17 protein-coding genes and 1 pseudogene are annotated in these 22,385 nt (G+C 60.1%); 1 reads left to right on the top strand and 17 read right to left on the bottom strand.

Annotated elements, in window-relative coordinates; genetic code table 11:
* Positions 1-24 precede the first annotated feature (24 nt).
* From Q8L50_RS07630 to Q8L50_RS07560, 15 genes are all read right to left on the bottom strand, one after another.
* Positions 25-897, bottom strand: a complete 873-nt coding sequence (locus Q8L50_RS07630; RefSeq protein ID WP_305348067.1) for a hypothetical protein — start codon at positions 895-897, stop codon at positions 25-27.
* Positions 894-1,286, bottom strand: coding sequence for a hypothetical protein (locus Q8L50_RS07625; RefSeq protein ID WP_305348066.1), 393 nt, complete (start codon positions 1,284-1,286; stop codon positions 894-896). The genes Q8L50_RS07630 and Q8L50_RS07625 overlap by 4 nt, the downstream gene beginning before the upstream one ends.
* Before the next feature lie 33 nt (positions 1,287-1,319).
* A complete protein-coding gene (locus Q8L50_RS07620) occupies positions 1,320-1,709 on the bottom strand; it encodes a hypothetical protein (protein WP_305348065.1) in 390 nt (129 codons plus the stop codon).
* 350 nt (positions 1,710-2,059) lie between these two features.
* On the bottom strand, positions 2,060-5,137 hold the full coding sequence (locus Q8L50_RS07615; RefSeq protein WP_305348064.1) for a hypothetical protein: 3,078 nt from the start codon (positions 5,135-5,137) through the stop codon (positions 2,060-2,062).
* A complete protein-coding gene (locus Q8L50_RS07610) occupies positions 5,134-6,789 on the bottom strand; it encodes a sigma-54 dependent transcriptional regulator (protein WP_305348063.1) in 1,656 nt (551 codons plus the stop codon). Before Q8L50_RS07610 ends, Q8L50_RS07615 begins: the two co-directional genes overlap by 4 nt.
* Positions 6,786-7,304 carry a hypothetical protein gene (locus Q8L50_RS07605; RefSeq protein WP_305348062.1) on the bottom strand — a complete coding sequence of 173 codons (519 nt, stop codon included), beginning with the start codon at positions 7,302-7,304 and terminating at the stop codon, positions 6,786-6,788. Before Q8L50_RS07605 ends, Q8L50_RS07610 begins: the two co-directional genes overlap by 4 nt.
* On the bottom strand, positions 7,301-7,855 hold the full coding sequence (locus Q8L50_RS07600; protein ID WP_305348061.1) for a hypothetical protein: 555 nt from the start codon (positions 7,853-7,855) through the stop codon (positions 7,301-7,303). Before Q8L50_RS07600 ends, Q8L50_RS07605 begins: the two co-directional genes overlap by 4 nt.
* Positions 7,856-7,871: 16 nt before the next feature.
* Positions 7,872-10,205: a hypothetical protein gene (locus Q8L50_RS07595; protein WP_305348060.1), complete on the bottom strand. Its 2,334-nt coding sequence runs from the start codon at positions 10,203-10,205 to the stop codon at positions 7,872-7,874.
* 4 nt (positions 10,206-10,209) lie between these two features.
* The gene (locus Q8L50_RS07590) at positions 10,210-11,208 is read right to left on the bottom strand and encodes an ABC transporter substrate-binding protein (protein WP_305348059.1); all 999 of its coding nucleotides are present in this window, start codon (positions 11,206-11,208) and stop codon (positions 10,210-10,212) included.
* A complete protein-coding gene (locus Q8L50_RS07585) occupies positions 11,205-12,107 on the bottom strand; it encodes a class I SAM-dependent methyltransferase (protein ID WP_305348058.1) in 903 nt (300 codons plus the stop codon). Before Q8L50_RS07585 ends, Q8L50_RS07590 begins: the two co-directional genes overlap by 4 nt.
* Positions 12,104-13,054 (bottom strand): class I SAM-dependent methyltransferase, encoded by a 951-nt coding sequence (locus tag Q8L50_RS07580; protein ID WP_305348057.1) that lies wholly within the window; start codon positions 13,052-13,054, stop codon positions 12,104-12,106. The genes Q8L50_RS07585 and Q8L50_RS07580 overlap by 4 nt, the downstream gene beginning before the upstream one ends.
* Positions 13,051-13,842, bottom strand: coding sequence for an ABC transporter permease (locus Q8L50_RS07575; RefSeq protein WP_305348056.1), 792 nt, complete (start codon positions 13,840-13,842; stop codon positions 13,051-13,053). The genes Q8L50_RS07580 and Q8L50_RS07575 overlap by 4 nt, the downstream gene beginning before the upstream one ends.
* A complete protein-coding gene (locus Q8L50_RS07570) occupies positions 13,839-14,603 on the bottom strand; it encodes an ABC transporter ATP-binding protein (protein WP_305348055.1) in 765 nt (254 codons plus the stop codon). Before Q8L50_RS07570 ends, Q8L50_RS07575 begins: the two co-directional genes overlap by 4 nt.
* 820 nt (positions 14,604-15,423) lie before the next feature.
* Positions 15,424-16,209 carry a hypothetical protein gene (locus Q8L50_RS07565; RefSeq protein ID WP_305348054.1) on the bottom strand — a complete coding sequence of 262 codons (786 nt, stop codon included), beginning with the start codon at positions 16,207-16,209 and terminating at the stop codon, positions 15,424-15,426.
* The gene (locus Q8L50_RS07560) at positions 16,206-17,246 is read right to left on the bottom strand and encodes a cupin domain-containing protein (RefSeq protein ID WP_305348053.1); all 1,041 of its coding nucleotides are present in this window, start codon (positions 17,244-17,246) and stop codon (positions 16,206-16,208) included. Before Q8L50_RS07560 ends, Q8L50_RS07565 begins: the two co-directional genes overlap by 4 nt.
* Positions 17,247-18,134: 888 nt before the next feature.
* On the opposite strand from Q8L50_RS07560, the pseudogene Q8L50_RS07555 reads away from it, so the two are divergent.
* A pseudogene (locus Q8L50_RS07555) lies at positions 18,135-18,731 on the top strand (ATP-binding protein); the annotation flags it as partial.
* Positions 18,732-18,762: 31 nt separating this feature from the next.
* Here the strand turns inward: Q8L50_RS07555 and Q8L50_RS07550 are convergent.
* Both Q8L50_RS07550 and metH read right to left on the bottom strand, forming a co-directional pair.
* On the bottom strand, positions 18,763-19,494 hold the full coding sequence (locus tag Q8L50_RS07550; RefSeq protein WP_305348052.1) for a formylglycine-generating enzyme family protein: 732 nt from the start codon (positions 19,492-19,494) through the stop codon (positions 18,763-18,765).
* 67 nt (positions 19,495-19,561) lie between these two features.
* Entirely contained in the window at positions 19,562-22,345 is a 2,784-nt protein-coding gene (metH, locus tag Q8L50_RS07545) for a methionine synthase (protein WP_305348110.1), read from the bottom strand.
* Positions 22,346-22,385: the final 40 nt, after the last annotated feature.

Raw genomic sequence — 22,385 nt, 5'->3', positions numbered from 1 at the left:
AGGGTGGATGAGAAGTACGTCGTTTCAGTAGGGTGCAAAGCCGCGCGCCTGCGGCCAACCGCGCGGCGAGTGATCCAGTCGGACGGGCTCGGCCCGCCATTGGCCGGCTTCATCGCGGTAGCGCAGTACGCCGCACAAGGGCGCGAGCAAGCTGTTCTCGATCACGCCCTCCGAGGGCAGCGGCTGCGCCGCGGCCGCGCCGTGCAACAACAGCTCAAGTGCCTCGGCGTTTTCGGCGCGGTAATACAAACCACCCGTGCGCGACGCACGCATCTCCAGGCGCATTGGCCGTGCCCCCACCTCGTATTCCAGCGTCATGGCGCCCTGGTTGCCATCCAGAGCTCGCCAGGCCAGCTCCACGACGTGGTGGCCGATGACACCGGTGCCACCCGCTACTTCGAACATGGCTTGCTCACCTGGCGCGGCGGCGTGCCGGGTGAGGGAACCGTCGGCTTGCGTCACCGTCAGCTCTTCGATCCACAGCGCGCTCACCTGTGCAGACCACGGCGAGTGGCGCAGCACCTGGGCCGGCGCGCTGGCGACATCGACTTGGGCAGCTGGCCAAGCGAGTTCGAGGAAAGCCCAGGCGATGACCTGCGCGCCGTCGCCGTCGGCGGCGCCCAGCGAGCGCAGCTCCATCGTACCGGCGCGGCCGCAGCCGGCAATCGCGAACCGCCCACCCTGCAGCGCGGCGGGCGACCAGGCGTCATCGCCGCGCATACGCCAGAACAGCTGGCGAACCTGCGCCTGCGACGCGTGTACCGTGCCGCTCACCAGGGCGGTGGGTGCCGCGCTGGCGCCGCCATCGAGCGCGATCTGCAGTTCGGGCTCGGGCAGATCGATGCGCCCGGCGCGCAAGAACTGCGCAAAATCGGCGGCGTAGCCTGGCGCGTTCAACGGATTCTCCTGTTGTCACGGGCGTTGCGAGAGGCCAGCGCATTGGCAATCAGGTGGCCGATCACCGCTCCGCCCAGCGCGGCCCGGGCCTCTGGCGGCGCCAGCGTGCGGCGTATGCCGCGAAAAATTACCCGCACTACCAGGAGCACGCCCATCAGCAGCCCCACCACCGCAGCTGCTGCGATGGCTAGCACCCACCACCAGGTATCTACTGAGCCCGAGGGGTGTTGGCGCAGCCACTCCATCGCGCCCAGGATCGCGAAGGTCTTTGCGATCAGCAGCACACCGGTGACGGTCAGCTTGACGCCGATGCCAACTCTGCCGGTGAACATCAGCACCACCCCCAGCAGAAAGAGCACGCATCCGAGCGCGACGATATTTTCAGTCATAGTGCGAAGTCCTTTCTTTAAAAACCAGCGGTCTCAATCACGCCGGCGGTCGCGCACATTGCACATGCGTAACTTGGTCGTGCAATCGACGGCAGACAAGTACAGGTGGCGGCCGCCGGCTTCGGCGACCGCTTTGGCGCATTCGTGCCGCAGGGTCGCCAACATGCCTTGGCCGAGGCTCACAGCCTGCGGTCCGAGCGCGAGCAGCGCGCGCTGGGCGTGCTCGATCACGGCAAAGGCCTTCAAGGGCGCGTCGTTGCCGGTCTCATGCCGGAAGGCGCTGGCCCGGTAGCGCGCCTCGTTGACCCAGCCGCGCAGCAAGGTTTCCAACACACGCTTGAGGTGCTCTGGATTGCTGTCGGCCAGCTGGGCCAAAGCGCTGCTGCGCTTGGCGAGTCGGCGTTCGGAAGCGGTCTTGGCCATTGTGTGTCTCCTGAAAGTTGGTTTCTGCCGGACGATTCCCGTCATCTGCCCGCAGGCGCAGCTGCGCCCCGGGGGAGGGTGCCGTCCCGCGGTGGTGACCGCGCCCGGCTTGGGTTTCGTCAGGAAGCGCAGCCGAATGGCGTGCGCTGTGTTGTCAGCAGAATTTCAGAAGGACACTGAACCGGAAGGAAGCTTGCTGTTCGTCCGGCTCGTTAAGGAAAGAGCAATATTAAGGCCAGCGCGCGGGGGCGGAAACAGGAGGAACCACAGGTGTTTACATGCGTTGCAGCACGCTTTGGTAGCAGAAGTGCTACCGATAAAGGTGAAGACGGCAGGGGTTGGGCGCGGAATCAGACCTTGATCCAAATGGCCCTGTAGACCGACGGACCCGCGATTTCGCGTGTGGTTTCCACACGGATACGAGCTTGCTCGCTGCGCATCGTGTCTGCCAAATCCTGGCTGCCCACATCCGCGATGTAGTGCTTGCCGTTTATCAGCAGCTCGACGCAAGTCGGTTTCTTTTTCACCAGTGCGCTCATCACGCACGCGCTGAAGGTGCCCCCGGGTTCTTCTAGCGTTTCGAGGTTGGGTGTTGTGGCTTCAGGGGTCGCCTCCGGAGCCGCCACAGGTGCTACCTCCGGCAGCGCCTCAGGCGCGCCTGCCACCAGGATGGCCGAGCGTCTTGCCAGCGAACTGTCGCGCGTTCCCAAACGGTTGAAATCGTCGACAAACACTTCGTATTGCGCTGCATTCAGCTTGCGCATGGCATCGGCGCCTTTGCACAGCAGCCGGGGCAACACCGAGGATATCGGGTGCGCGCGGTCCTCTTTGGTTTCAGCGCACGCGGCCAGCGCCCCCAGCAGTACACAGCCGCCCAAGTCACCCAGGTTGTGATAACGGCAGCTGTCCATGGCTAGGTCGGTGGCCCGGCCGGCATGGGTGTTGGTCAGCGAAATGGCGGCATTGTCCTGGCACTCGGCAAACCATCGAAGTTGTTCGCTCGGGTCCTCACCGGGCAGCGGCACAAACGTCGAGGAATGGATAGTGGATGCCAGGGAGTCGGCTAGGTTGTGCAGCGTGCGCAGCGCGCCATCCTCTGAATTCATGCCCTCACCCCTGCAAATTTGGGGCTGCAGCTTTCTGATCGCCGGGTTTCGATTGGCCAGTTCGGTCCAAAGGCGCGCTGGCGTTGCCGGTCCTATCGAATGGTAAGCAACTCCGTGCTTGCCTGTTTTGCTGTTTATGAAAGGCTCCGTATCGATGCCAAACCTCGACGTGAATGTCTTGCCCAGTTGATCGGCTTTCGATTTCTCCGCAAACCCGGTCGTGTCTGCAGCGTTCGAAACAAATCGCAGCCGATTAGCCAAAAAAACAGACAATGGATAGTCCGGGTTGTGCAGTCCTTCGCCCAGCAGCTCGACCGTCAGCACTTCCAGGCAATTGAGCAAATGCTTGAAATTCAATGCATCAAGAGAAAAATCTTTCAGCGCGTCGGGACCCTCCCGAGCGTTGTCTTCCATTCGCGAATACATGCTGACGGCCACGATGCGCTCAACCTCATTCCAACCCGCGGCGCTATTGAGCAACGCCGGGGTGTTGTCCCGGAAGACTTTCCATTGTTCGCCGTCTTGTTCGTTCTCCATCCTCTTGGGCATTGGCTGGTTCTCCGCATACACACTACCCTTGCGCCACCTGAAAGGCACGTTGATGCGGGCAAGAGGATTCTTGGGATCGCGGATCCGGACGGTGCGCTTATGAAGCGCTGGTTCCAACTCGGCGGCTTCCACGGAACTGCGGGCACGGCGGTAAATCACAGCTAGCGCGGTGACAACGAAATGGTGACTATCGTCTCGCCCCGACTCATCAGTGAAGATTTCGACGTAGCTCTGAGCCTTGACCACGCCGTCCCGCTTGGGACCCGCCGCATTGCTGCGCGAGAGCATCGCCTGCGCGGCGCCGCGAGCGGCCAGCCGCTTTCTGACGAACGCGAGAGTCTTGGCCTGGTGCTGCCGAAATTCAGCCCCGATCTCGCTTGAGGCGTAGGCACCGAACCGCGGCTTGGGGAAATCGAGATAGATAGAGGGGTAAGGCGCGCACAGTTGTGCCAGCCTGCGCTGACCGCTGGACGAAAACAAGATGACCGGATAGCTACAGTCCATGCATGCCAGCAGACGGGCCAGCAGCGTGATGGCTTGCAGATACTGAGGTGCAGCGCGCCAGTCTGCCGCCTGCCCCGCCTCGACGGGAGCGAGCCAAGTACGCAGATCAGCGACTTCATCCTGCCCAATGGCAAGGCCTTGACGCGCCTCGTCATCGCTTCCTTGGGCATATAACCGCTCGATCAGCCCCGGTACGCTGTCAGTCCCCAGCAGCGCCCTGAAGAATGCGGCTTCCCGTCGGGTTGACTCGGGCGTTTCGCTGCCGAACAGCCGGATGTCCAGAAACAGCGCCTCGCTTTCCTGGCCATCGAGCGACAGGCGTAACCGCAGCGAACGGTAAGGGTCCATAACTGCCTCGCGCGCGAGCTCTTCGAGCCTGGTCAAGACGGCATCTACGTTGGTGAAGCAACGCAAAGGCTTCTGGACACCGGCTTGCGCCAGACCCGCACCCAGCAGCGCCGACCAGCCGAAGTCGGCCTGGTCATCGACCAGGATGAACCCGGCATCTCGCAGTTCCGGAACTTGCTGCATACTTGCATCCGCCGCCCCCTCCGGCGCGCCGGCAACGCGGCGCAGCACTTCCATGAGGGTGTGGCGTGCGATCCTCGAGCGCTCTTGGCATTTTGCAACCTCTTCGAATGCCCTGGAGCCTCGCGCGCTTTGCGCAGCGATGGCAAGCGGAGCCAGGGCGTTGTTCAAGAAGTGGTGCTCGTTGCGGTCGTCCGAGTCGCTGAGCTGGCGCACCCAGAGCTGGTGGACTAGCGTTGCCTGCGCCCTCGAGATGTCGCCCGCGCTGCGTTGCGGCCCTGAAATATCTTTCACGCGATCCACCAGATCGTCCAGCTGTCCGGGCGCATACGGGCTGAAATTGTGGATGGGTAGCGGCACGCCGCGCCGACGCCGCAGGAGATCGACCAGCTCGCTGCCGTAGTCCACCCTGCCGGATGCGTAGTTACGCGCATCGACGATCAGGATTTCGGGGCGCGCCTTCCCATCGAGGGTCCGCGAGCTGCAGCACATCAGCGCCCAGTCATGCGCGCCTAGATGCCGGGTGTATTCCACCTCGCCGATGCCGCGAAGATCTCCGCCCTCGACGAGCACGACAAGATCGAGCTCGGCGGACCAGGCCGCGCCATCAAAATCCCAGAGTGCCGAAAAGTTGGGCTCGTAATCGAGTACCCAGATCCGGTGGGCTGCGTCCGGCGCCGAGGCCACGCGCCGCCCGGCCTGGCCGGCAATCTTACCGAGCGAATCGCGAATCAGGCTCATGGCCCGTGCGAGCCGTACTTGCGCGCGACCCATTCCTGCAGCAGCCGTTCCAGCCATTCACGGTCGACCGGGCCTTTTGTAGTCAAGCCAAACGCCATCTTGAGATCGCGCTTGGCATCTGTCGAACTCAAAGCTGCATCGTTGGTCAGGAAGCGCATGCTGGCCAGCAGGTTCACCTTGCCAGACACCTTGTGGCGGCATCGATGCATCGCGGCCAGCATCAATTCCTGCCGAACGCGCCGGCTCTTGTCATCGAATCTGGACAGCAAGCCGCGCAGGGCTTCGTCCGTGTCAGGGATGGCTGCCTCGTCCATCGAGGCCAGCAGGTCTGCCAGACGCACCACCGGGCTCGACGGCGAAATTGTGGCTTCGTGCGCCTGCGAGGGTGATGCGGTTGCTTGCGCGTGAGCCTTTGGCGGCGTGGCGGGAGCCACAAGGTCCAGATCCCTCAGCTGCACCACGCTGTTGGAGGAAAGGCGCAGGACCGCGTTCTGGACCATGTTCTCCAACCCGCGAGAGTTGTCGGGCCAGGGCTGCCCAGCTAGGGTGGCCAGCGCAACCGCGGAAAATTTCATGCCCTTTTTGGCCTGCTTTTTTTGGGAGATCGCCAGAAAATGTTCCGCGAGCTTTCCGATCTCCTGCGGACGCTCGCGCAGTGGCGGAATGGAAACTGTCTGAAAGCGCGCCCAAAGATCCTTGCGCGAAGCATCCGCGTCGATAGGGTCTTGCGTCGCCGCCACCAACTGGCAGCGCAGTTCCTGATCTTGTGCCGCGCCGATCCGTCGATAGCGGCGCTCGCCGACCGCGCGAAGCATCTTGGCCTGTAGCTGCGGGGGAAGCGCGCCGATTTCGTCGAGGAAAAGAGTGCCTCCCTCTGCCTCGCTGAACAGGCCTGGCGAAAACCTGTCGGCCCCGGTGAACGCACCCTTCTCGTGGCCAAAGAGCAGGGCCTCGAAGAGATTATCTGGTTTGGACGTCATCTCCATCACCACCCAAGGTCCGGACGCGTGGGGCGACATGTCGTGGAAGTAACGCGCCAGATGGGTCTTGCCGGTCCCCGTTTCGCCCACGATCAGCAGCGCGGCGTTGGTGGCCGCCAGCCGGTGTACCTGTGCATACGCCTTGACTGTGGCATCGCTGGCGATGATGGTGTCGGCAGGAATCCGCAGCAGCAATCGCCGATCTTCCAGTGAAAGCCTGCCGCGCTCGATCAGCTGGTTGCGCAGATCCTCGGTCGTTCCATCGATCTTGGACAGGTAGTACCCGCCTTCGTGCGCCAGGTCAGCATGCATCTGCGCCGTGAACTGCAAAATGGGGAGTTCGGGAAACTCGCGCTCCAGCAAGGCCTGGATCTTCAGCCCGAACCGGGGATCGGCACGCCGTGGCTCGCCGTTGACCAATTCGCCGTGGTCAAACTGCATGTCCAGCAGCACCATGCTCCAGGCTTCGGGGTCTTCGGCGACAAACTCGACAGCTAGCTGCGCATCGTTGTCGATGCGGTCGGCCAGAACATGCTGGCTGGAGATGAAGGTGAACTGCGGCGCGCGCGCGAAGGCGCGGCCCGGAAACAGGTTCCAGCGCGCGAGAAATTCTTCGCGCTTGTACGCCAGTCGCGCCAGTTCGTCGTCGATCACCAAGATGCGGATCGTCATGGCAGGACCACCCCGCTGGGGATGAGACCGCTGGTGAACAAGGCTTTCATTTGCGCGCCGGCGCCGCGCACCTGGCCCCAAGCCGAAACGATCTCGGCTTCGCCAGCGCCCGGTTGCTGCGCCAGGCTGAAGAAGGAAACGGCGCAGCTCCACAGCGTTTGCAGACGAGCGAGGTACTCCGTACGCAGCGCGGGTGTATCGATGAAATTTTGGTGCAATGCGTCCAGCCGCGCCCTAAGCTCGCCTTTGGCCGCCAGCTCCATCGCATCGAAGACAGGCAGCGTGTCAACCAGCGCCGCTGCGCTGAACCGGTGCAGCATCTCACCAAACTCCAGCGCCAGGTCATGCATGGATTCCCACTTGCACGCGATCGTCGGCCAGTTTCCCGAGCGCCAGCGGGTGACAGCCACGGGGGTATCGATCATCGAGATTTCGTGGTCCAGCCAGCTGTGGCTCACTTTGGCGCGCAGCGAGACGACCTCGCCGGCGAACTGCACGTCGTCGATGCACATCATGAAGGCCGTACCCGGGCGAAGTAAGACTTGAGCGCTTGCTCGTACTGCCCGTCCGGACATTCCCGCTGCGCGGCTTCATCAAGTCCGGGGACTAGGCTGAAATCCAGGCCAGCCTTTTGCATTAGCAGGGCGGCGACGGCGGCTGTTGGGAGGTTTTCACGCCCGCCACTGAATTCGGGCCCTCCATTCAACGTGCTATTTCGGAGCATCAATAGCCATTGCCGCTCGACTTGTAGCAGCTCAACGGCATCATAGATTTCTGGGCAGATTCTCGGATCCTGTTTGGGCTGGTGCCACGAGGCGTCGCGATAGAAATGAACCAGCGCCCACTTCTCGGCAGCATAGCTATTCGTCAAAGTATTCTCAAGCTCGGCGCGTTCGAGTAGACCCGCGTGAATGAAAAAGAGGGCAGGAAAGTCGTATTGGTTGTCGACAGCCGTATCGAAACTGATATTGGGAAACAACGTAGAACCTGGATCCAATTCGCGCAACGTGCTCGCTACCTCCGTTGCCGCAGCCAAACCCCTGTGATCGATGACATAAATATTCATGGCCGGGCTTTTCTGGCTACACGGGCTTTACAGGAGAGGTCTTAAATCGAATGGAGTCGACAAATCTTCCCCCTTTTTCAATGGATACGGACATCTCAAGCTGATCATTGAAAACAATCTGCAAGCGCTCTTCGACGCGGCTGGAAGGAATGCAGGTGGCGCTGCCGAGCGAAGACCGCATGAGCTTGTAGAACGGCGTCACGACGCTTCCGTTTGCGTAGCCAGTTAAATCGTTCCCGCCGCCACCTTTGGTATAGCGCTTATGGAGGTCGATCAGAGCCGCCGCAAGCCTTGGCCCGCCAAGAGATTCCTTGAGCAAGGGGACGACCTTGCCGCCACTGGCAGCTTCCGTGCTTTGTTGCATGAGGGTAAAAACCACCTCGTAGCGAGCTTCTCCGGCGCAGACCTCGTAGTAGTGCAATGGCTTGCCCAGCGCCGCATCTTTAGACGCGAGAAAGTAATCCAGGAAACGTAGCAGCGGTTCGTGAGAAGCGAATCCGTGATTGGTCCAAATGCGATGCCGGGAGTCTAACTTGGGCTCCATGGCAACATAAGGCGCGAGTTGTGAAACGCACAGCCAAGTCGCCTCCCGCGTCTTCAACACATGGTGAAATCGGTTTTTCAAGCAAAGCAGCATCTGGCTGCGCAGGGAAGTCTTTTCTGGTTGCCACGCCGTCCGCAACTCCTTGATGGCATCCGGACTACGAGCGTTGTCTTCATGCAAAATTCGCAATAACGCCATCGCCACGCGATTTCCGCTCTCCGCGTGTTGAATAGCCTTTTCAAGGCTAGCATTCAGGTGCGCCAACGCAGCGCTCAAATCTTGCGGGCTGTTGGGCCTCTCGATTCGGTCGGGATCCGCTGGCGTCAAGGCTGGATTTTCGCCGATGAAGTAGCTGATAGCCCACGATAAAACCCAAACCAATTCCGCATTGCGGCCTGCATTTTCGTAGCCGCAATCGTGATCAACCGTGATGTGTTGCGCACGCCCGGGAATTACAATACCCTTCGAGCCTTCAAAGAGGTTCTCAACCTCTGCATACGCCGAAAAGAGACCGTCTTGGGCGCGAGACAAGTGCAAGTTGACAAACTGGACCTCCGACTGCAGCCGAGCAATCGCATCATTGATCCGCGCGATCGGCAGTCGAACCGTCTGGAAGACATCGTTTTGCGCCACGAGTCGGGCACGTTCCAGATTGAGTTGATCAATTCGCACTTTGGCCATGTGCGAGAAGAGCTCCGACTGCAAATTGCGCATGCCGATATGTATGCGCCGCGAAATCGAAAGTGCTTCGGCTTTGCTGCATCGCATACCAAAATGGATGAAAGTGCCAGAGGCGCTGATGCTCAGTGGTCGTTCCAACGGGAGTGCCTGTCCATGAACGCCTTCAAGATCAGGGCTGGCGCCGAACATGACAAAAGCCGAATAGTCAAACCCCTCGAACAAACGGGTCCGCATGGCCGTAGCTAGCTCGTGCAGACTTTCGGTCTTGAACGGTCCGTCTGGCACGCAATCGAGCGGGATGCCATTCCAGTATGCACTATCATCGCGGTGGGAAAAAAGCAGGGTGCCGCTGCATTCCTGATCATCGTAGAAAGCCCTGTACCGCAACACCGATTTGATTCGTTTTTCGGCCGATTCGTCTCCAGCATCATTTGTCGAAAAAATCCGCCCCGCATACTCATTGCGGGGGTGAGCACTTGCGGACCAGCGCAATCCAGTGTTCTCGTTGTAGCCATCGAAATTGATTCTGATGTCATCGAGAAGCTGGGGTTTGCGTGCGTCGAAAGCCCAGATCGACAGCAAATCAAGCCAGACGCATTGCGCTTCTTTCGGATCCAGTTTTGGGCCGCGCCGGAAGCCCGCCAGCCCAACCTGCTTATCCGGCACGCCGCGCTTCACAAGCCAGATCAGCTCGGACAGCAACTCGCTGAGGAAAAAAACTTTCCACGGCTCTGTTTCTGGAACATACGGCCGCTCGAGCTTATCGAAGCTATCGACGCTATATCCGGGATCGAGCATGAATTTGGCAACGTGTTGCGAAATCTCGATCTGCAGCGGTGCCGCGTGTCGCCCCAGCTTCGAATAAGCGCCTGGAGGAACTCCCGAACTGTCATGCGTTGCAGTCCTCTTGCGGCCCGACGCGGACGCGGGACGCATTGGGAACATTGCGCCCAGCGGAACGTACAGATATTCCCAACTGCGGCGGAAAGAAGTATGGAACTGCTCCTTTGTGACGTCCCCGTGCATCCACGCGGTGTCGGTCTCGACCTGCAATACACGATCCTTCCTCAATGTCTCCAGCATCGCTTCGAGGCGGGATTGCAAAGGATTGACGCCGGCCGCCATGTCCTTACCTCGCCGCCTCGACGAACTTGTTCGTGAAGGCCTTGGATACCTCCACTGTCTTGGGCAAATCCGAATACGTCGACATGATGAATTTGGTTTCTTCCCAGCGCTCGGTGGTCATCAAGCCAGGGCGCTCGTCACTTTTGCCGCCGTCGAAATAGGACTTGCTCGCCTGGAGAACTTCCTGCTCGAGCGCGCGGTCCAGCTTGGGCTCGGCCTTGATCAGCGCGTCCAGAGCCGCCGCCTGGTCGGTGAAAGTGAAGTTCCAGCCCTGCGCCAGACCGGACACGAATTTCTGCACCAGCTCGGGCTTTTCCTGAATCATCTTTTCGGTGGTGAAGTACACGTTGCCATAAAGGCGGATACCGTAGTCGCGCGGGTTAATGGTGTTGACACTCTTGCCCTGGCGCCGCGCCTCCAGAGGATGGCCATTGAGGTACACGGGTATGACATCGACCTGCCCTGTGTAGAGCGGATTCATGTCGAACTTGACGGCCACACGCTTCATCGATTTGGGGTTCATCCCCAGCTTGGAGATGAGTGCGTCAAATGTTGGTTCGCTGTTGGTGCCGTACCAGGCGCCCACGGTCTTGCCAGCGAACTGCTGCGGCGTGGTGATGCCGCTGCGCGTTTCGGTCATCCAGCCCACCGGGCTGTCCTTGAGCTCCATGTAGATGGCCACGATGGGAACGCCATTGGCGCGCGCCTGCAGCAGTTGCTCGGCGCCGGTGATCCCAAAGTCATTGGAGCCGGCCGCCACCAGTTTGATCGGGTCCGCCTCGAAACCGCCGGTTTCGATCTTCACGTTCAGACCCTGCGCGGACCAAAAACCTTTTTCCCTGGCCGCGATGCTTCCGAGATAAAGCGCGCCGGGCAACCATTTCAGGCGCGTCGAAACTTCCTGTTTCGCCGGCGCAGCGGGTTGTGGCGCGCCGGTCTCCTTGCCACAGCCATGCAACAAGCCGAGCATCAGCACTGACGCAACCAGCGATCTGTAATTCATCTCCAACTCCTAGTAGATATCGAATGCGAACGGTCGGAACCAGGATCCGCCTTGATGGACAGTAACTGGCCTTCCTGCGCCCGCATCAAAAAGCCGTCATCCGCCCATCTCTGGCTGACCGCGAACGCCCTGACGATCGCCGACTGCCACACCAAGGAGTCGATTGTGACGCGCAATGCGAAAGACAGGAACAGGCAAAACGGGTCGACGGCCGCGGCGGTCCTGGAGGCCAGCGCGTCGAGCCCGCGCCGCACCTCCGCCGGCGCGATGGTGAAGTCGGCGGCCACGACGGTCAGACGGGCGGGCACGCTAAGATTGAAAGCCGCCGCACACACTTCTTCGATGCAGGCGGCGTGGCCATGCCTGGCGAAAGTTCGCTCGAGCTCGGCCGATTCGATCATCCGGGGCAACATTTCCGTGTACAGAGGGTGCTGGAGCGTGCCGGCGGTCGCGGCGGTGCAGCACAGGACGCCACCCGCAGCGACCGCCATCCACAAACTCTTGAACAGGGCACGCTGATCCGCGAAGTGATAGGCGATGTTGGCGCCCAGCACGACGTCAAAGCCGCCGCCGCACAGCGGCGCCGCGCTGGGCCATTTGTGCGGCACCAGTGCCACGCCGCTATCGCCGGCGAATCGCGCCTGGAGAGTAGCCAGGCGGTGTCGGTTGGGCTCCACCAGTGTCGCCGACACGTTGCGGCCCAGGCGTCGGCAGGCGCTGATCAATGCTGCGGCGATTGCGCCGTTGCCGGCGCCCACATCCAGGATGCGTATCGATGGTTTGTCCGCAAGCTGTCCCAGCACCAGGCGTGTGAGGCTGTTGCCTGTGGCCTCTTGCTTGTTGACTTGCTCGAGATACTTTGCATAGGCGTAGTCGGCCAGGGTCGGGGACGCGGTCATGGGCGCCGTCCGATGCGGATAACCGCGGTCGAGCCCAGCGTCCGCTCCAGCGACCTACCGCTGTCTGCGGCCACCCATTGGTCGATGACCTGGCGGGCCGCGCTGAAATGATGCGACACGTAGTCGTGTATCAGCAGCGTGGCGTCAGGCGCGAGCAGCGGTGCCAACAGTGGCAGGTCTCGTTCGAAATCTTCAACTGTGTGGCCAGCGTCATGGAACACGAGATCGAACTTCAGGCCGGCCGCGGCCGGCGAGATCGCGAAGTCCTGGAACTTGGCCTCGTGAATGGTCGGCGCATCCAGAAACGCCGCAGTATTGGCCTCAAATTCGAGCCGCAGCGCCCTGGCGCCAGACAGGTACGGATACAGATCGGGCTGACCGCCGAAGTTCCAGTCGTCTATGGCATGAAGTGGTTTGCCGGGGCAAAAATGCGCGCGCGCCGCGCCAAGCAAGGTGGTTGAGCGGCCGGTCCACGAGCCGATTTCGCAGATGCCAAAGTCGGTCGCCGAATAGTCCTGCACCGTCTTCCAGAGGTTTTCTGCCTCGCCTGGAAACAGCCAGCCGCCGACCGTTTCCGACCAGTTCAGCGCACGCTTGAACGCCAGCTGCCCTCTGAAAAACGCGAGGAATTCCTCGCACTTGCGTTCCTGCCGCGCCGCCGGGACGAAGGCGCCGGTATCTAGCGCAATCGCCAACGCGATCTGCACCGACAGCGGCGCACCCTCAAAATACCAATAGTCAAAGTACCGGTCTTTGCTGAGTATTTGCGCCTTGGAGCGGGCAGCAGCAGAAATATTTTCATCGCCGGTGTCTCCATCCATCAGCTGCAGGATTTGGCGGGCTTCGTCGACATGGCATCTCCCCCAGCCAGTTCCTTCGAGGCTGGTTTCCATCCGCGCTAATGCGTCTTGGCGAATGCGCTTGTTCTGCGAAAAAATTACGTTCATGTGGTTTGGTATCGCTTGGTCACCATCGTTTCGATAGCCTCGATGACCTTGTAGAAAGAGACGCCTGCCGCGGACGCGAATGCGATGGCCGCGAACAGCATGGGGGTGTCCGTCTTGTAAGAAGAAATCAGGATCTGGTAGCCGATCCCCCGGTCCGCGCCGGCCAGTTCGGACACGATGGCGCCTATGACGGCGAGCGCCGCATTGACCTTCAATCCCGCCAGCAGGTAAGGGACGCTGTAAGGCAGCCTCAGCTTGATGAATCTTCGCAGCGCGCTCGCCCGCACGACGGTGAACAGGTCTTCCGCATCCTTTGGCGTCTGGCGCAACCCAATGGCGGTGGTGACCACCATTGGAAAGAAACAGATCATCGCGGCCATAGTGACCTTGCTGGCATATCCGTTCCCCATCCAGACTATCAGGAGCGGCGCCACGGCCACCAAGGGCACGGCTTGGAGAGCGACGAAGATCGGCGAGAACGCCCGCTCGACGCGCCGAAATTGCGCGAATGCCGTGCCGACTGCAAACGCCGCGAGGGAGCCGGCGGTAAATCCGGCGACCGCCTCGAGCAGGGTGACCAAAGTGTCCAGTGCAAGTTCTGAGGCGCGCAGTGACGCGGCCTGGGCAATGACACTGGGCGCGGGCAACAAATAGCGGGGCAACTCGAGCAGGCGTGCGAAGGCTTCCCATGCGGTGAGGCCGATGCTCAGCGCTGCCAGTGGGTACAGCAGATTCCAGCTGGCAACCGCATTGGCCAGCTTGCGCTTTCCGATGGACCCTTTGCTCATGTCTGCTCCACGTACTGTGCGTCGCAATGGGCAGCTGCGCGCAATGAGCGGCGAAGTTGGTTTAATACGAGTTCGAATTCGCGAGATTCGAGCAACTCGGTAATTCGTGGCCGGGCAAAGGGAATGGCGATATCGTCGAATACTCGGCCAGGCCTGCTTGTCAGCACAATGACTCTGTCGGCCAGAAAAACCGCCTCTGCCAGATCGTGGGTGACGAATACCACGCTGGCGGGGGTCAGCGCCATGATGCGCTGGAGCTCTGCATTCATGTGCTCCCGGCTGATCTCGTCCAGACTGGAGAAGGGCTCGTCCATGAGCAGCAGCAATGGATCGTTGGCAAGCGCCCGCGCTATCGAAGCGCGCGACTGCATGCCACCTGACAATTGTCTGGGTAAGTAGTCTGCGAAGTCTGCCAAGCGCACCAGTTCCAGGCTTGCGTCGACGCGGTCGCGAGGCACTTCTTGCCCCTTGGCGGTGAATATGATGTCGACGTTTTGCCTGACTGTTAACCATGGAAGCAGCACAGGCTCCTGAAATACATAGGAGAGCTGAGCAAATACGCGGGGTTGCGAGCCCTGAACAGTTAATTGACCAGAGGTTTGCTCCTGTATGCCTGCCATCATGCGAAGGAGCGACGTTTTGCCGCTTCCGGAGGGGCCGACAATACAAACAAATTCACCCGGATGTACGTCGAAACTGATTCGACGCAATACCTCCAAGCCTGCTTCTGTTGTCCAGCAAATGTTAATTAGCGAAAGCATAGTGTTTGATTTGCAAACGGTGTGCCCGAATATGAGCTAAAAACTGACTATCCAACCGTACTAAACGCATAAACAGTGTCTTTTTAGTTATTTTTAGCATCAAACTTGATACTAATCGGATTGCTCGACAGCCATCCAAAGTGAACACGACGCAAGATGCAATCCCCGAGCGCGACGGATCTCCCGTTCATTCGCCGGGCCTTTAGACGCAAATGACCCGTTTATTCACATCTGTGGGCTGAGAACTCTACCGCCAAAGGTCGACGGCCTCCCCTTTCTGCCCGACCGGGGGGACCGCCGACGCCCCGTCGCCGCCCCTCACCCCGCACCCGCAACTTGCAGTGCTTCGTCTCCCACGCCTTCGCGGTACTTTTCATGGGCCACCCGACCTTCCGTGATTGAGGGAGGTTGCAATGATCACTCCGGTAGCAGCCTGGGCTAATCAAGGCGCTTTCGCGCTAAGGTCAAGACTTGCGAAGATAGCGGGCAGCGACTGCAGATGCGCTCGTGAAAGGTCCAGCTAGACGATGAGCACCCCGGCTGGCGGCAACCGTCGCACAGGATTGCCTCTCCCGAAATGCGGAGCTCAGGCCAGGCAACGCGTGCTAGCGTCTGTTCGCGCTCGGCGACGGTGGTGCATATAGCCGCTCCTAATGGGGGACGGCGTGTAAATGAGGTCATCCATGTCGTACGGCGCGCCAGAGGGAGCCCGCCACAACGTAGAGATGTGCCGCGAGGAGCTCGCGAAGAGCCAGTGCGATGTTGCTCCCCAGACGCGCTAGGTCAAAGGCATACTTCGACGCTGAATCTTCGGCTCGCGTCAGCGACGCGGAGAACATTGAGTTTGATCAGCATGCCACATTAACCTCTCATAGACAGGTAGTGCCGCCCGCAATACCTCACGTGGGTGCGCAGGCTTATGCGGGGCAATACGACCCAGATCCTCCACAGCGCTTAATAGATCGGGATACTTGCGCGCAATCAACTGCGCGCACTTTTCGGTATCGCGTACAAAGTCTTTCTCTACCCTCATGAACTCGTGCATGACCAACCTCAGGACAGATTTGGCCACTGAGCTGCAAATGTAAGCCTGCAGATTGCTATCAAGGGACACGAATGCAGGAGAAGATATGGCGGAAATCTTCGCACACGCGATGCCCGTTTGCTTCTTCCAGATGAGATCCGCATTCGCTTCCGAAAATTCGACGGGTGGAATCGCGGGGAGCAGGTTCTCGCCACAGACGAAGGTACCATCGTATTGAAGGATGAGCCGAGTCATCTGCCGCCGGTCCGGGTCTAAGAGATTGTCCCGAGTAAAAATCGAAAGATCTGGACGCGGCAAGTCGGGGAAACCTTCGTGGAGCTTAAGGCATATCTGCACACTGTCAGACATTGACATATCCGGCCCTTGCAACACATAGTACATGTCAAGGTCAATCGGCGCATGCGTTGAGTAACGCTGCACCGATCCGCGGAAATAAAGTGAGTGTCTCTTCGGCGATAGTTCCCACACGGCCTTGACCAACTGGATGACTTGGGCGACCTTGGCTGGCGGCCAGCGAAAGTCCAGTTGCTTCAGCGCATCTACAGATATCTCGAAACTCATTTCGTACAACTTTGCAGCTGGATATAGCCTTCCGCAATCAGTTGTCTGATGAGCTTTTCGAAAGCTGTACGGCTTAACCCAAACCGCAGCTCCGCCCCCAGTGAGAGAGCGATGTTGCCGCTCGCCTCAACAGCATTCACAAAACTGCTAGCAGCTCCATCAAGCTCAAGGACTTTTCCGTGGAAAAAGATCTCTAGACCAGCGCCTGAGTGAGCAACGTATGACAAGGCAGGACGTTTACTCACCATCATCGCGACTGGAAATTCGATGAAGTGATCAGCAGCCAACTGATAGGGCAGCCTGAAGCGCCCCCCCATAATTAAACCCGCTGATCGATCCTTCCAGAACGTCTCCGGAAAATCCTGGTCCCTCAGCCTGGATCCGAGGCTTTCTACTAGCGCAATAAGCGCCTCTGGATTGTCTGCGAACAGGGGCCTGCGCCAGCTTTCATCATCGACCAATTCATCGGCTAACCATTTGAGAAAGTCAATGCCTGTCGGAGCGTTGACGCCGACCGTGAGATGCATTGAGGTACCGGTTTCGGCGCTTGCGCAGTGCCAGTGGCCGCGGGGGATATACAGTACCTCTCCCGGCCGCAACAACAGATCAAAGTACGGAGCTAATGCAGGACCATCACGGTCATGCCGCTTCATGTCAAAAAGTGGATGCGGTGTCGTTGGCGGATGAATTTTCCACCGTTTGGATCCTTGAACCTGCAAGATGAAGACGTCATGTGCGTCGTAGTGCACGCCGAAGCCACCAACACCCTTTTGGGACAAATACAGATTGGCCACCGCAGTGCTGCGGTAGTAAGCCGCCACTGCATCCACGACACGATGGATTTTGGCCGAACTCTGGTGAATTTTGTTAACTATCAGCGTCGCACCCCTGCCAAGATGTTTCGCCACGTCATCTGCGTCGGAGTAGTCCTGATAAACATTGTCCAAAACGACCCGTACGTTCTCAGACGGCAATCGAATCGAATCGAGCACATGGTTGAGCTCTTCAAACTGAAGCAGTTGTTCAAACCGCTGCATGTCAGCACCAGCTATGTGTATCGCGGAGATGCCCAGGTGTGGTCGGACCTGCGCCTCAGTCAGAGGCGCTATCAAATGGTCAAATTGGTACACAGGCGAGAGCTGGCTCTGCTCGGCTAACTCAAACGCGTCAAGGCTAGAGTTTGATCTTGACTCTCATTTGCCGCTTGGCAGATAGTGTTTGCACCCGGCTGCCTTCGTCACCCTCACCGTTGTCACCGTAGCCGATGCCACGCATATCGTGCTTGGGCTTAACGGTTGGTATCGGCGCGACTGCACGGACTAGATCACTGCCCCCTAGACCGATCTTTGCCTGAGACTTGCTTCGCATAAGAAACCTCCACAAGGTAGTTGGTTCAAGACTAAGTGAATAGATCTCGTTTGTCAACTTTGCGCTCTCCCAGATTCTGCGACTAACGATACTCACGCTTGAGCCTGTTTAAGGCGACGCTAAGTGAAAGTCGCAAAATAAGCTCGCTACCATGGGTAAGACCCGTACCACAAAAAAGGAACCGCACGATAGATGCGGATTCGACCTACCCCATCCTTCACTAGCAAATAGCGAACGGATCGCTTACTTCATGGGAGGCAAGGCGCGAGCTGCGCTTTCAGCGAAGACCAATCCGGTCAAGCTGGATGCTACAAAGTCTGCACTGATTGCGACCTTCGAAAGGCACAACTGCGGCGCCAAAATTTGAGCGGGCTGCTCGATAGCAAACGTAGCTGCACCAGTTTGCGTGGGCTGAACGTGCGGTTTTAGATAAATTTTTTCCTCCTGTGGCATTGCTGTTGCAATAAGCAGCTACTATCAATTCAATACTTGATCGGGCTTTGGCAAATTTCGTTGGTTATTGACAACTTTTGCCACTTTTAATGCTAAAAAGTAAAATGCCAGAGTTTCCACGCGCCGCGCTTGAAGCCCTGCGCGAGCCGCTGGAGTCAGGGACCATCACGATCTCGCGCGCCGCTCAGCGCGCGGAATTCCCGGCGCGTTTTCAGTTGATCGCGGCCATGAACCCCTGTCCCTGCGGCTACCTGGGCTCCAGCCTTCGGCCCTGCCGCTGCTCGCCGGACCAGGTCTCGCGTTACCAGGGCAAACTCAGCGGCCCGCTGCTGGACCGGATTGACATACACGTCGAAGTGGGTGCGCTCGCTGCAGACGAACTTGTCAACACCGCACCCGGCGAAAGCACCACCCACATCCGCCAGCGGGTGGTTGCGGCGCGCGAGCGGGCGATGGCGCGCCAGGGCAGCAGCAACCAGGCACTCCAAGGCAAGGCCATAGACACGCAGTGTCAACTGGACACGGCAGCCGCCAAGTTTTTAAACACCGCAGCAGCGCGGCTCGGCTGGTCGGGCCGCAGCATCCACCGCTGCCTGAAGGTGGCACGCACCATTGCCGATCTGGCGGGTGCTGCCAGCGTGCAGGTGACGCATGTGGCTGAAGCGGTGCAGTACCGGCGGGCACTGAAAGCCGGCGCCTGAAAACCCCGGGGGCTGACGGCAGTAGCGTGGTCTATGGGTCCCGGGCACACCGAAAGCCGATGTACACCACTGCCGTGTCGCGGGGTTTGCTCTGCTGGTGATCGTCGCGCATGCTGGCGGCGCCATACCACCACGAGCCGCCGCGTGTGCGCTTGTCCTGCGCGCCGCCGCTGTCCACCCATTCCCATGCGTTGCCACCCATGTCCCACAAGCCGTTCACACCTTGCCGCGTGCTGCCGGTGGGTGCGTGGCCGCGCCCGCGCGAGGTCACCGCGCTGGCAACCGTTTTGACAACCCCGCAGTCACCGAGGCAATTGGCGCCTAGCGGCTGGTCGCCGGTGGGGTAGGGATAGGTCTTGCCGGTCACAAAACCGGCGGGCGGACTGACCCTGCGTTCGGTGTAGGCAGCCTCGCCCCACTCTGCATCGCGCGGCAGGCGCTTGCCTGACCACTTGCAGAAGGCGGCGGCCTCGTCGTAGGTGACATGCACCGCCGGCTCCAACGGTGTGGCTGGCGTGCCGAACGGCGCTTTCCAGGTCCAACCCCCGCGCTGCTCCCACCCGTTCTCAAAGGTGCGTCCGCCACCAGCCCGCTCTGCCGCCGTGACAGTACCCGTGGCGTCCACAAACTTTTGAAACTGTTCGACCGAGACCTCGGTGCGGTCCATACTGAATGAACCGATCGGCTGCATGCCGGTTTGCGCGGCCAGACTCGATGCAGCAGACGATACGATCGCAAAAAACAGGCCGTAAGAGAGTTTCATTTCAGCAGTTTCAACAACATCGGTGCCGGAATTCTGCCCCCAACGCAAGACCCTTGCCGGCCCGGCGTTAAAGATTCGGCGCCAGCAGACGCTGCAGGTCTTCGGCTTTTTCACCGCGCCGTTTGGCGAGGTCGTGAAGCTGGTCGTCGCCAATCTTGCCAACGTTGAAGTACACACTTTGCGGATGGCTCAGGTAAAAACCACTGACACTTGCGGCGGGGGTCATGGCCAGGCTGCTGGTCAACGCCATGCCAATATCCCCCGCCTGGAGCAGCTCGAACATGTCTTTCTTGACGCTGTGGTCCGGACAGGCAGGGTAGCCGGGTGCCGGACGTATGCCCTGGTATTTTTCGGCAATCATGTCCTCGGGGTTCAGCGTTTCGCCGGCCGCGTAGCCCCATAAATCCTGACGCACGCGTTTGTGCATGGCCTCGGCAAAGGCTTCGGCCAGCCGGTCGGCCAGCGCCTTGAGCATGATGGACGAGTAGTCGTCGTTGTCATCGTTGAAGTACTTTTCCTTCTTCTCCGAACCCAGGCCAGCGGTCACGGCAAACAACCCGATGTAGTCCGGCAGCATGAAGGTGTTGTGGCCCTCGGCGCCCGCATGTCCGGCGCGCACGGCCTTGGTTTCGGCTGACAGCACTTTCGGCGCAACGAAATCCGCCAGGCAGCGGCTGGGCCGCATCACGCCATCCACCGCGGTTTTCTCGGCCTGTTGGCGCAGGCCGTACCAGGTCATGGCCACTTCGCTGCGCGACTCGTCGGTGTAGATCTCGATATCGTCGCCCACGCTGTTGGCCGGGTACAAACCGATCACACCGCTGGCGGTGAGCCAGCGGCCTTCGATGAGGCGCTTCAGCATGCGTTTGGCATCACCGAAAACGCGCACCGCTTCCTCACCCACCACCTCGTCTTTGAGAATGGCCGGAAACGGGCCCGCCAGGTCCCAGGTCTGGAAGAACGGGCCCCAGTCGATGTAGTCCGCCAGCTCAGCCAGGTCGAAGTTCTTGAACACACGCCGGCCAATGAATTTTGGTTGCGGCGGCGTGTAATGCGCCCAGTCAACCGGCGTCGCATTCGCGCGGGCCTTGGCCAACGGCCACATCGGTGTCTGTTTCTTGTTGGCGTGCTGGGTGCGCACCTTGTCGTAGTCGCTGTTGAGCTCGTCAATGTATTTGGCGGCCTGGTCACTCAACAGACTTTGCGCAACGCTGACGCTGCGCGAGGCGTCGGGCACGTACACCACCGGGCCTTCGTAATGCGGCGAAATCTTCACCGCGGTGTGCACCCGGCTGGTAGTGGCGCCGCCTATCATCAGCGGAATTTTCTTGATGCGGAAGTGGTCGTCCTTCTGCATCTCACCGGCCACATACTGCATCTCTTCCAGGCTGGGTGTGATCAGGCCAGACAGGCCGACAATGTCGGCGCCCTCGACCTTGGCGCGTGCCAGGATTTCATGGCAGGGCACCATCACGCCCATGTTGACCACGTCGAAGTTGTTGCATTGCAAAACCACGGTCACGATGTTTTTGCCGATGTCGTGCACGTCGCCCTTCACGGTGGCAATGATGATCTTGCCCTTGGTCTTGACGTCGCCACCGGCCGCTTCCAGCAACAGCTTTTCAGCCTCAATATAAGGCAGCAGATGCGCGACGGCCTGCTTCATCACACGCGCGCTTTTCACCACCTGCGGCAAAAACATCTTGCCCTGGCCGAACAGGTCACCGACGACGTTCATGCCGTCCATCAGCGGGCCTTCAATGACATGCAGAGGTCGGCCGCCTTCGGCCTTGATCGCCTGCCAGACCTCTTCGGTGTCGGTCACGATGTGTTCGTTCATGCCGTGCACCAGCGCGTGCGACAGGCGCTGGCGCACCGGCAGCGCGCGCCATTCATTGCGTTTGCTGTCGTCCTTGGCGCCACTTTTGGCGGTCTCGGCGACCTCGATCAGGCGCTCACTCGGGCTCAGGTGTTCCTCGCCGTCCTTGTACACCGGCGTGCGGTTCAGCACCACGTCCTCGACACGTTCGCGCAGCGTCGGCTCGAGGTCGTCGTAGACGCCGACCATGCCGGCGTTGACGATGCCCATGTCCATGCCGGCCTGGATCGCGTGGTACAGGAACACCGTGTGGATGGCCTCGCGCACCGGGTCGTTGCCGCGAAAGCTAAAGGAGACGTTGGACACGCCGCCCGACACCTTGGCGCCGGGCAGGTTCTGCTTGATCCAGCGCGTGGCGTTGATGAAATCGACCGCGTAGTTGTTGTGCTCCTCGATGCCGGTGGCAATCGCAAAAATATTCGGGTCAAAGATGATGTCTTCCGGTGGGAAGTCCAGCTCATCGACCAGCACGCGGTAGGCACGCTCGCAGATCTCGATTTTTCGTTCGTAGGTGTCAGCCTGGCCTTGCTCGTCAAAGGCCATGACCACGGCCGCTGCGCCATACCGCTTGAGCAGCTTGGCTTGGTATTTGAAGGGCTCCAGCCCCTCCTTCATCGAAATCGAGTTGACGATGCCCTTGCCCTGGATGCAGCGCAGGCCGGCCTCGATCACCTCCCACTTGGAGGAGTCGACCATGATCGGCACCCGCGCGATGTCCGGCTCGCTGGCGATCAGGTTGAGGAAGCGGACCATGGACGCCTTGCTGTCCAGCATGGCCTCGTCCATGTTGACGTCGATCACCTGCGCGCCGTTTTCCACCTGCTCGCGCGCAATGCTGAGCGCGCTGGCGTAATCGCCGGCGGTGATCAGCTTGCGGAACTTGGCCGAGCCGGTGACGTTGGTGCGCTCGCCGACGTTGACGAAGGGAATGTCGCCGGTGAGCGTGAACGGTTCCAGGCCCGAAAGCCGCATCAGCGGAGCGACGTGCGGGATCTCGCGCGGCGGATACTTC

The sequence above is a fragment of the Polaromonas sp. genome (assembly GCF_030680935.1).
Taxonomy (GTDB): domain Bacteria; phylum Pseudomonadota; class Gammaproteobacteria; order Burkholderiales; family Burkholderiaceae_C; genus Polaromonas.
The sequence above is the reverse complement of the archived record's forward strand: the minus strand, read 5'-3'. Positions and strand labels throughout refer to the sequence as shown.

What these genes read in the sequence shown, in the direction of transcription:
- Q8L50_RS07570 (WP_305348055.1), bottom strand. Translation starts at nt 14,603, where the DNA reads ATGCTTTCGCTAATTAACATTTGCTGGACAACAGAAGCAGGCTTGGAG.
- Q8L50_RS07550 (WP_305348052.1), bottom strand. Translation starts at nt 19,494, where the DNA reads ATGAAACTCTCTTACGGCCTGTTTTTTGCGATCGTATCGTCTGCTGCA.
- Q8L50_RS07615 (WP_305348064.1), bottom strand. Translation starts at nt 5,137, where the DNA reads ATGAGCCTGATTCGCGATTCGCTCGGTAAGATTGCCGGCCAGGCCGGG.
- metH (WP_305348110.1), bottom strand. Translation starts at nt 22,345, where the DNA reads ATGCGGCTTTCGGGCCTGGAACCGTTCACGCTCACCGGCGACATTCCC.
- Q8L50_RS07575 (WP_305348056.1), bottom strand. Translation starts at nt 13,842, where the DNA reads ATGAGCAAAGGGTCCATCGGAAAGCGCAAGCTGGCCAATGCGGTTGCC.
- Q8L50_RS07595 (WP_305348060.1), bottom strand. Translation starts at nt 10,205, where the DNA reads ATGGCGGCCGGCGTCAATCCTTTGCAATCCCGCCTCGAAGCGATGCTG.
- Q8L50_RS07600 (WP_305348061.1), bottom strand. Translation starts at nt 7,855, where the DNA reads ATGAATATTTATGTCATCGATCACAGGGGTTTGGCTGCGGCAACGGAG.
- Q8L50_RS07620 (WP_305348065.1), bottom strand. Translation starts at nt 1,709, where the DNA reads ATGGCCAAGACCGCTTCCGAACGCCGACTCGCCAAGCGCAGCAGCGCT.
- Q8L50_RS07610 (WP_305348063.1), bottom strand. Translation starts at nt 6,789, where the DNA reads ATGACGATCCGCATCTTGGTGATCGACGACGAACTGGCGCGACTGGCG.
- Q8L50_RS07565 (WP_305348054.1), bottom strand. Translation starts at nt 16,209, where the DNA reads ATGAGTTTCGAGATATCTGTAGATGCGCTGAAGCAACTGGACTTTCGC.
- Q8L50_RS07585 (WP_305348058.1), bottom strand. Translation starts at nt 12,107, where the DNA reads ATGACCGCGTCCCCGACCCTGGCCGACTACGCCTATGCAAAGTATCTC.
- Q8L50_RS07605 (WP_305348062.1), bottom strand. Translation starts at nt 7,304, where the DNA reads ATGATGTGCATCGACGACGTGCAGTTCGCCGGCGAGGTCGTCTCGCTG.
- Q8L50_RS07560 (WP_305348053.1), bottom strand. Translation starts at nt 17,246, where the DNA reads ATGCAGCGGTTTGAACAACTGCTTCAGTTTGAAGAGCTCAACCATGTG.
- Q8L50_RS07580 (WP_305348057.1), bottom strand. Translation starts at nt 13,054, where the DNA reads ATGAACGTAATTTTTTCGCAGAACAAGCGCATTCGCCAAGACGCATTA.
- Q8L50_RS07590 (WP_305348059.1), bottom strand. Translation starts at nt 11,208, where the DNA reads ATGAATTACAGATCGCTGGTTGCGTCAGTGCTGATGCTCGGCTTGTTG.
- Q8L50_RS07625 (WP_305348066.1), bottom strand. Translation starts at nt 1,286, where the DNA reads ATGACTGAAAATATCGTCGCGCTCGGATGCGTGCTCTTTCTGCTGGGG.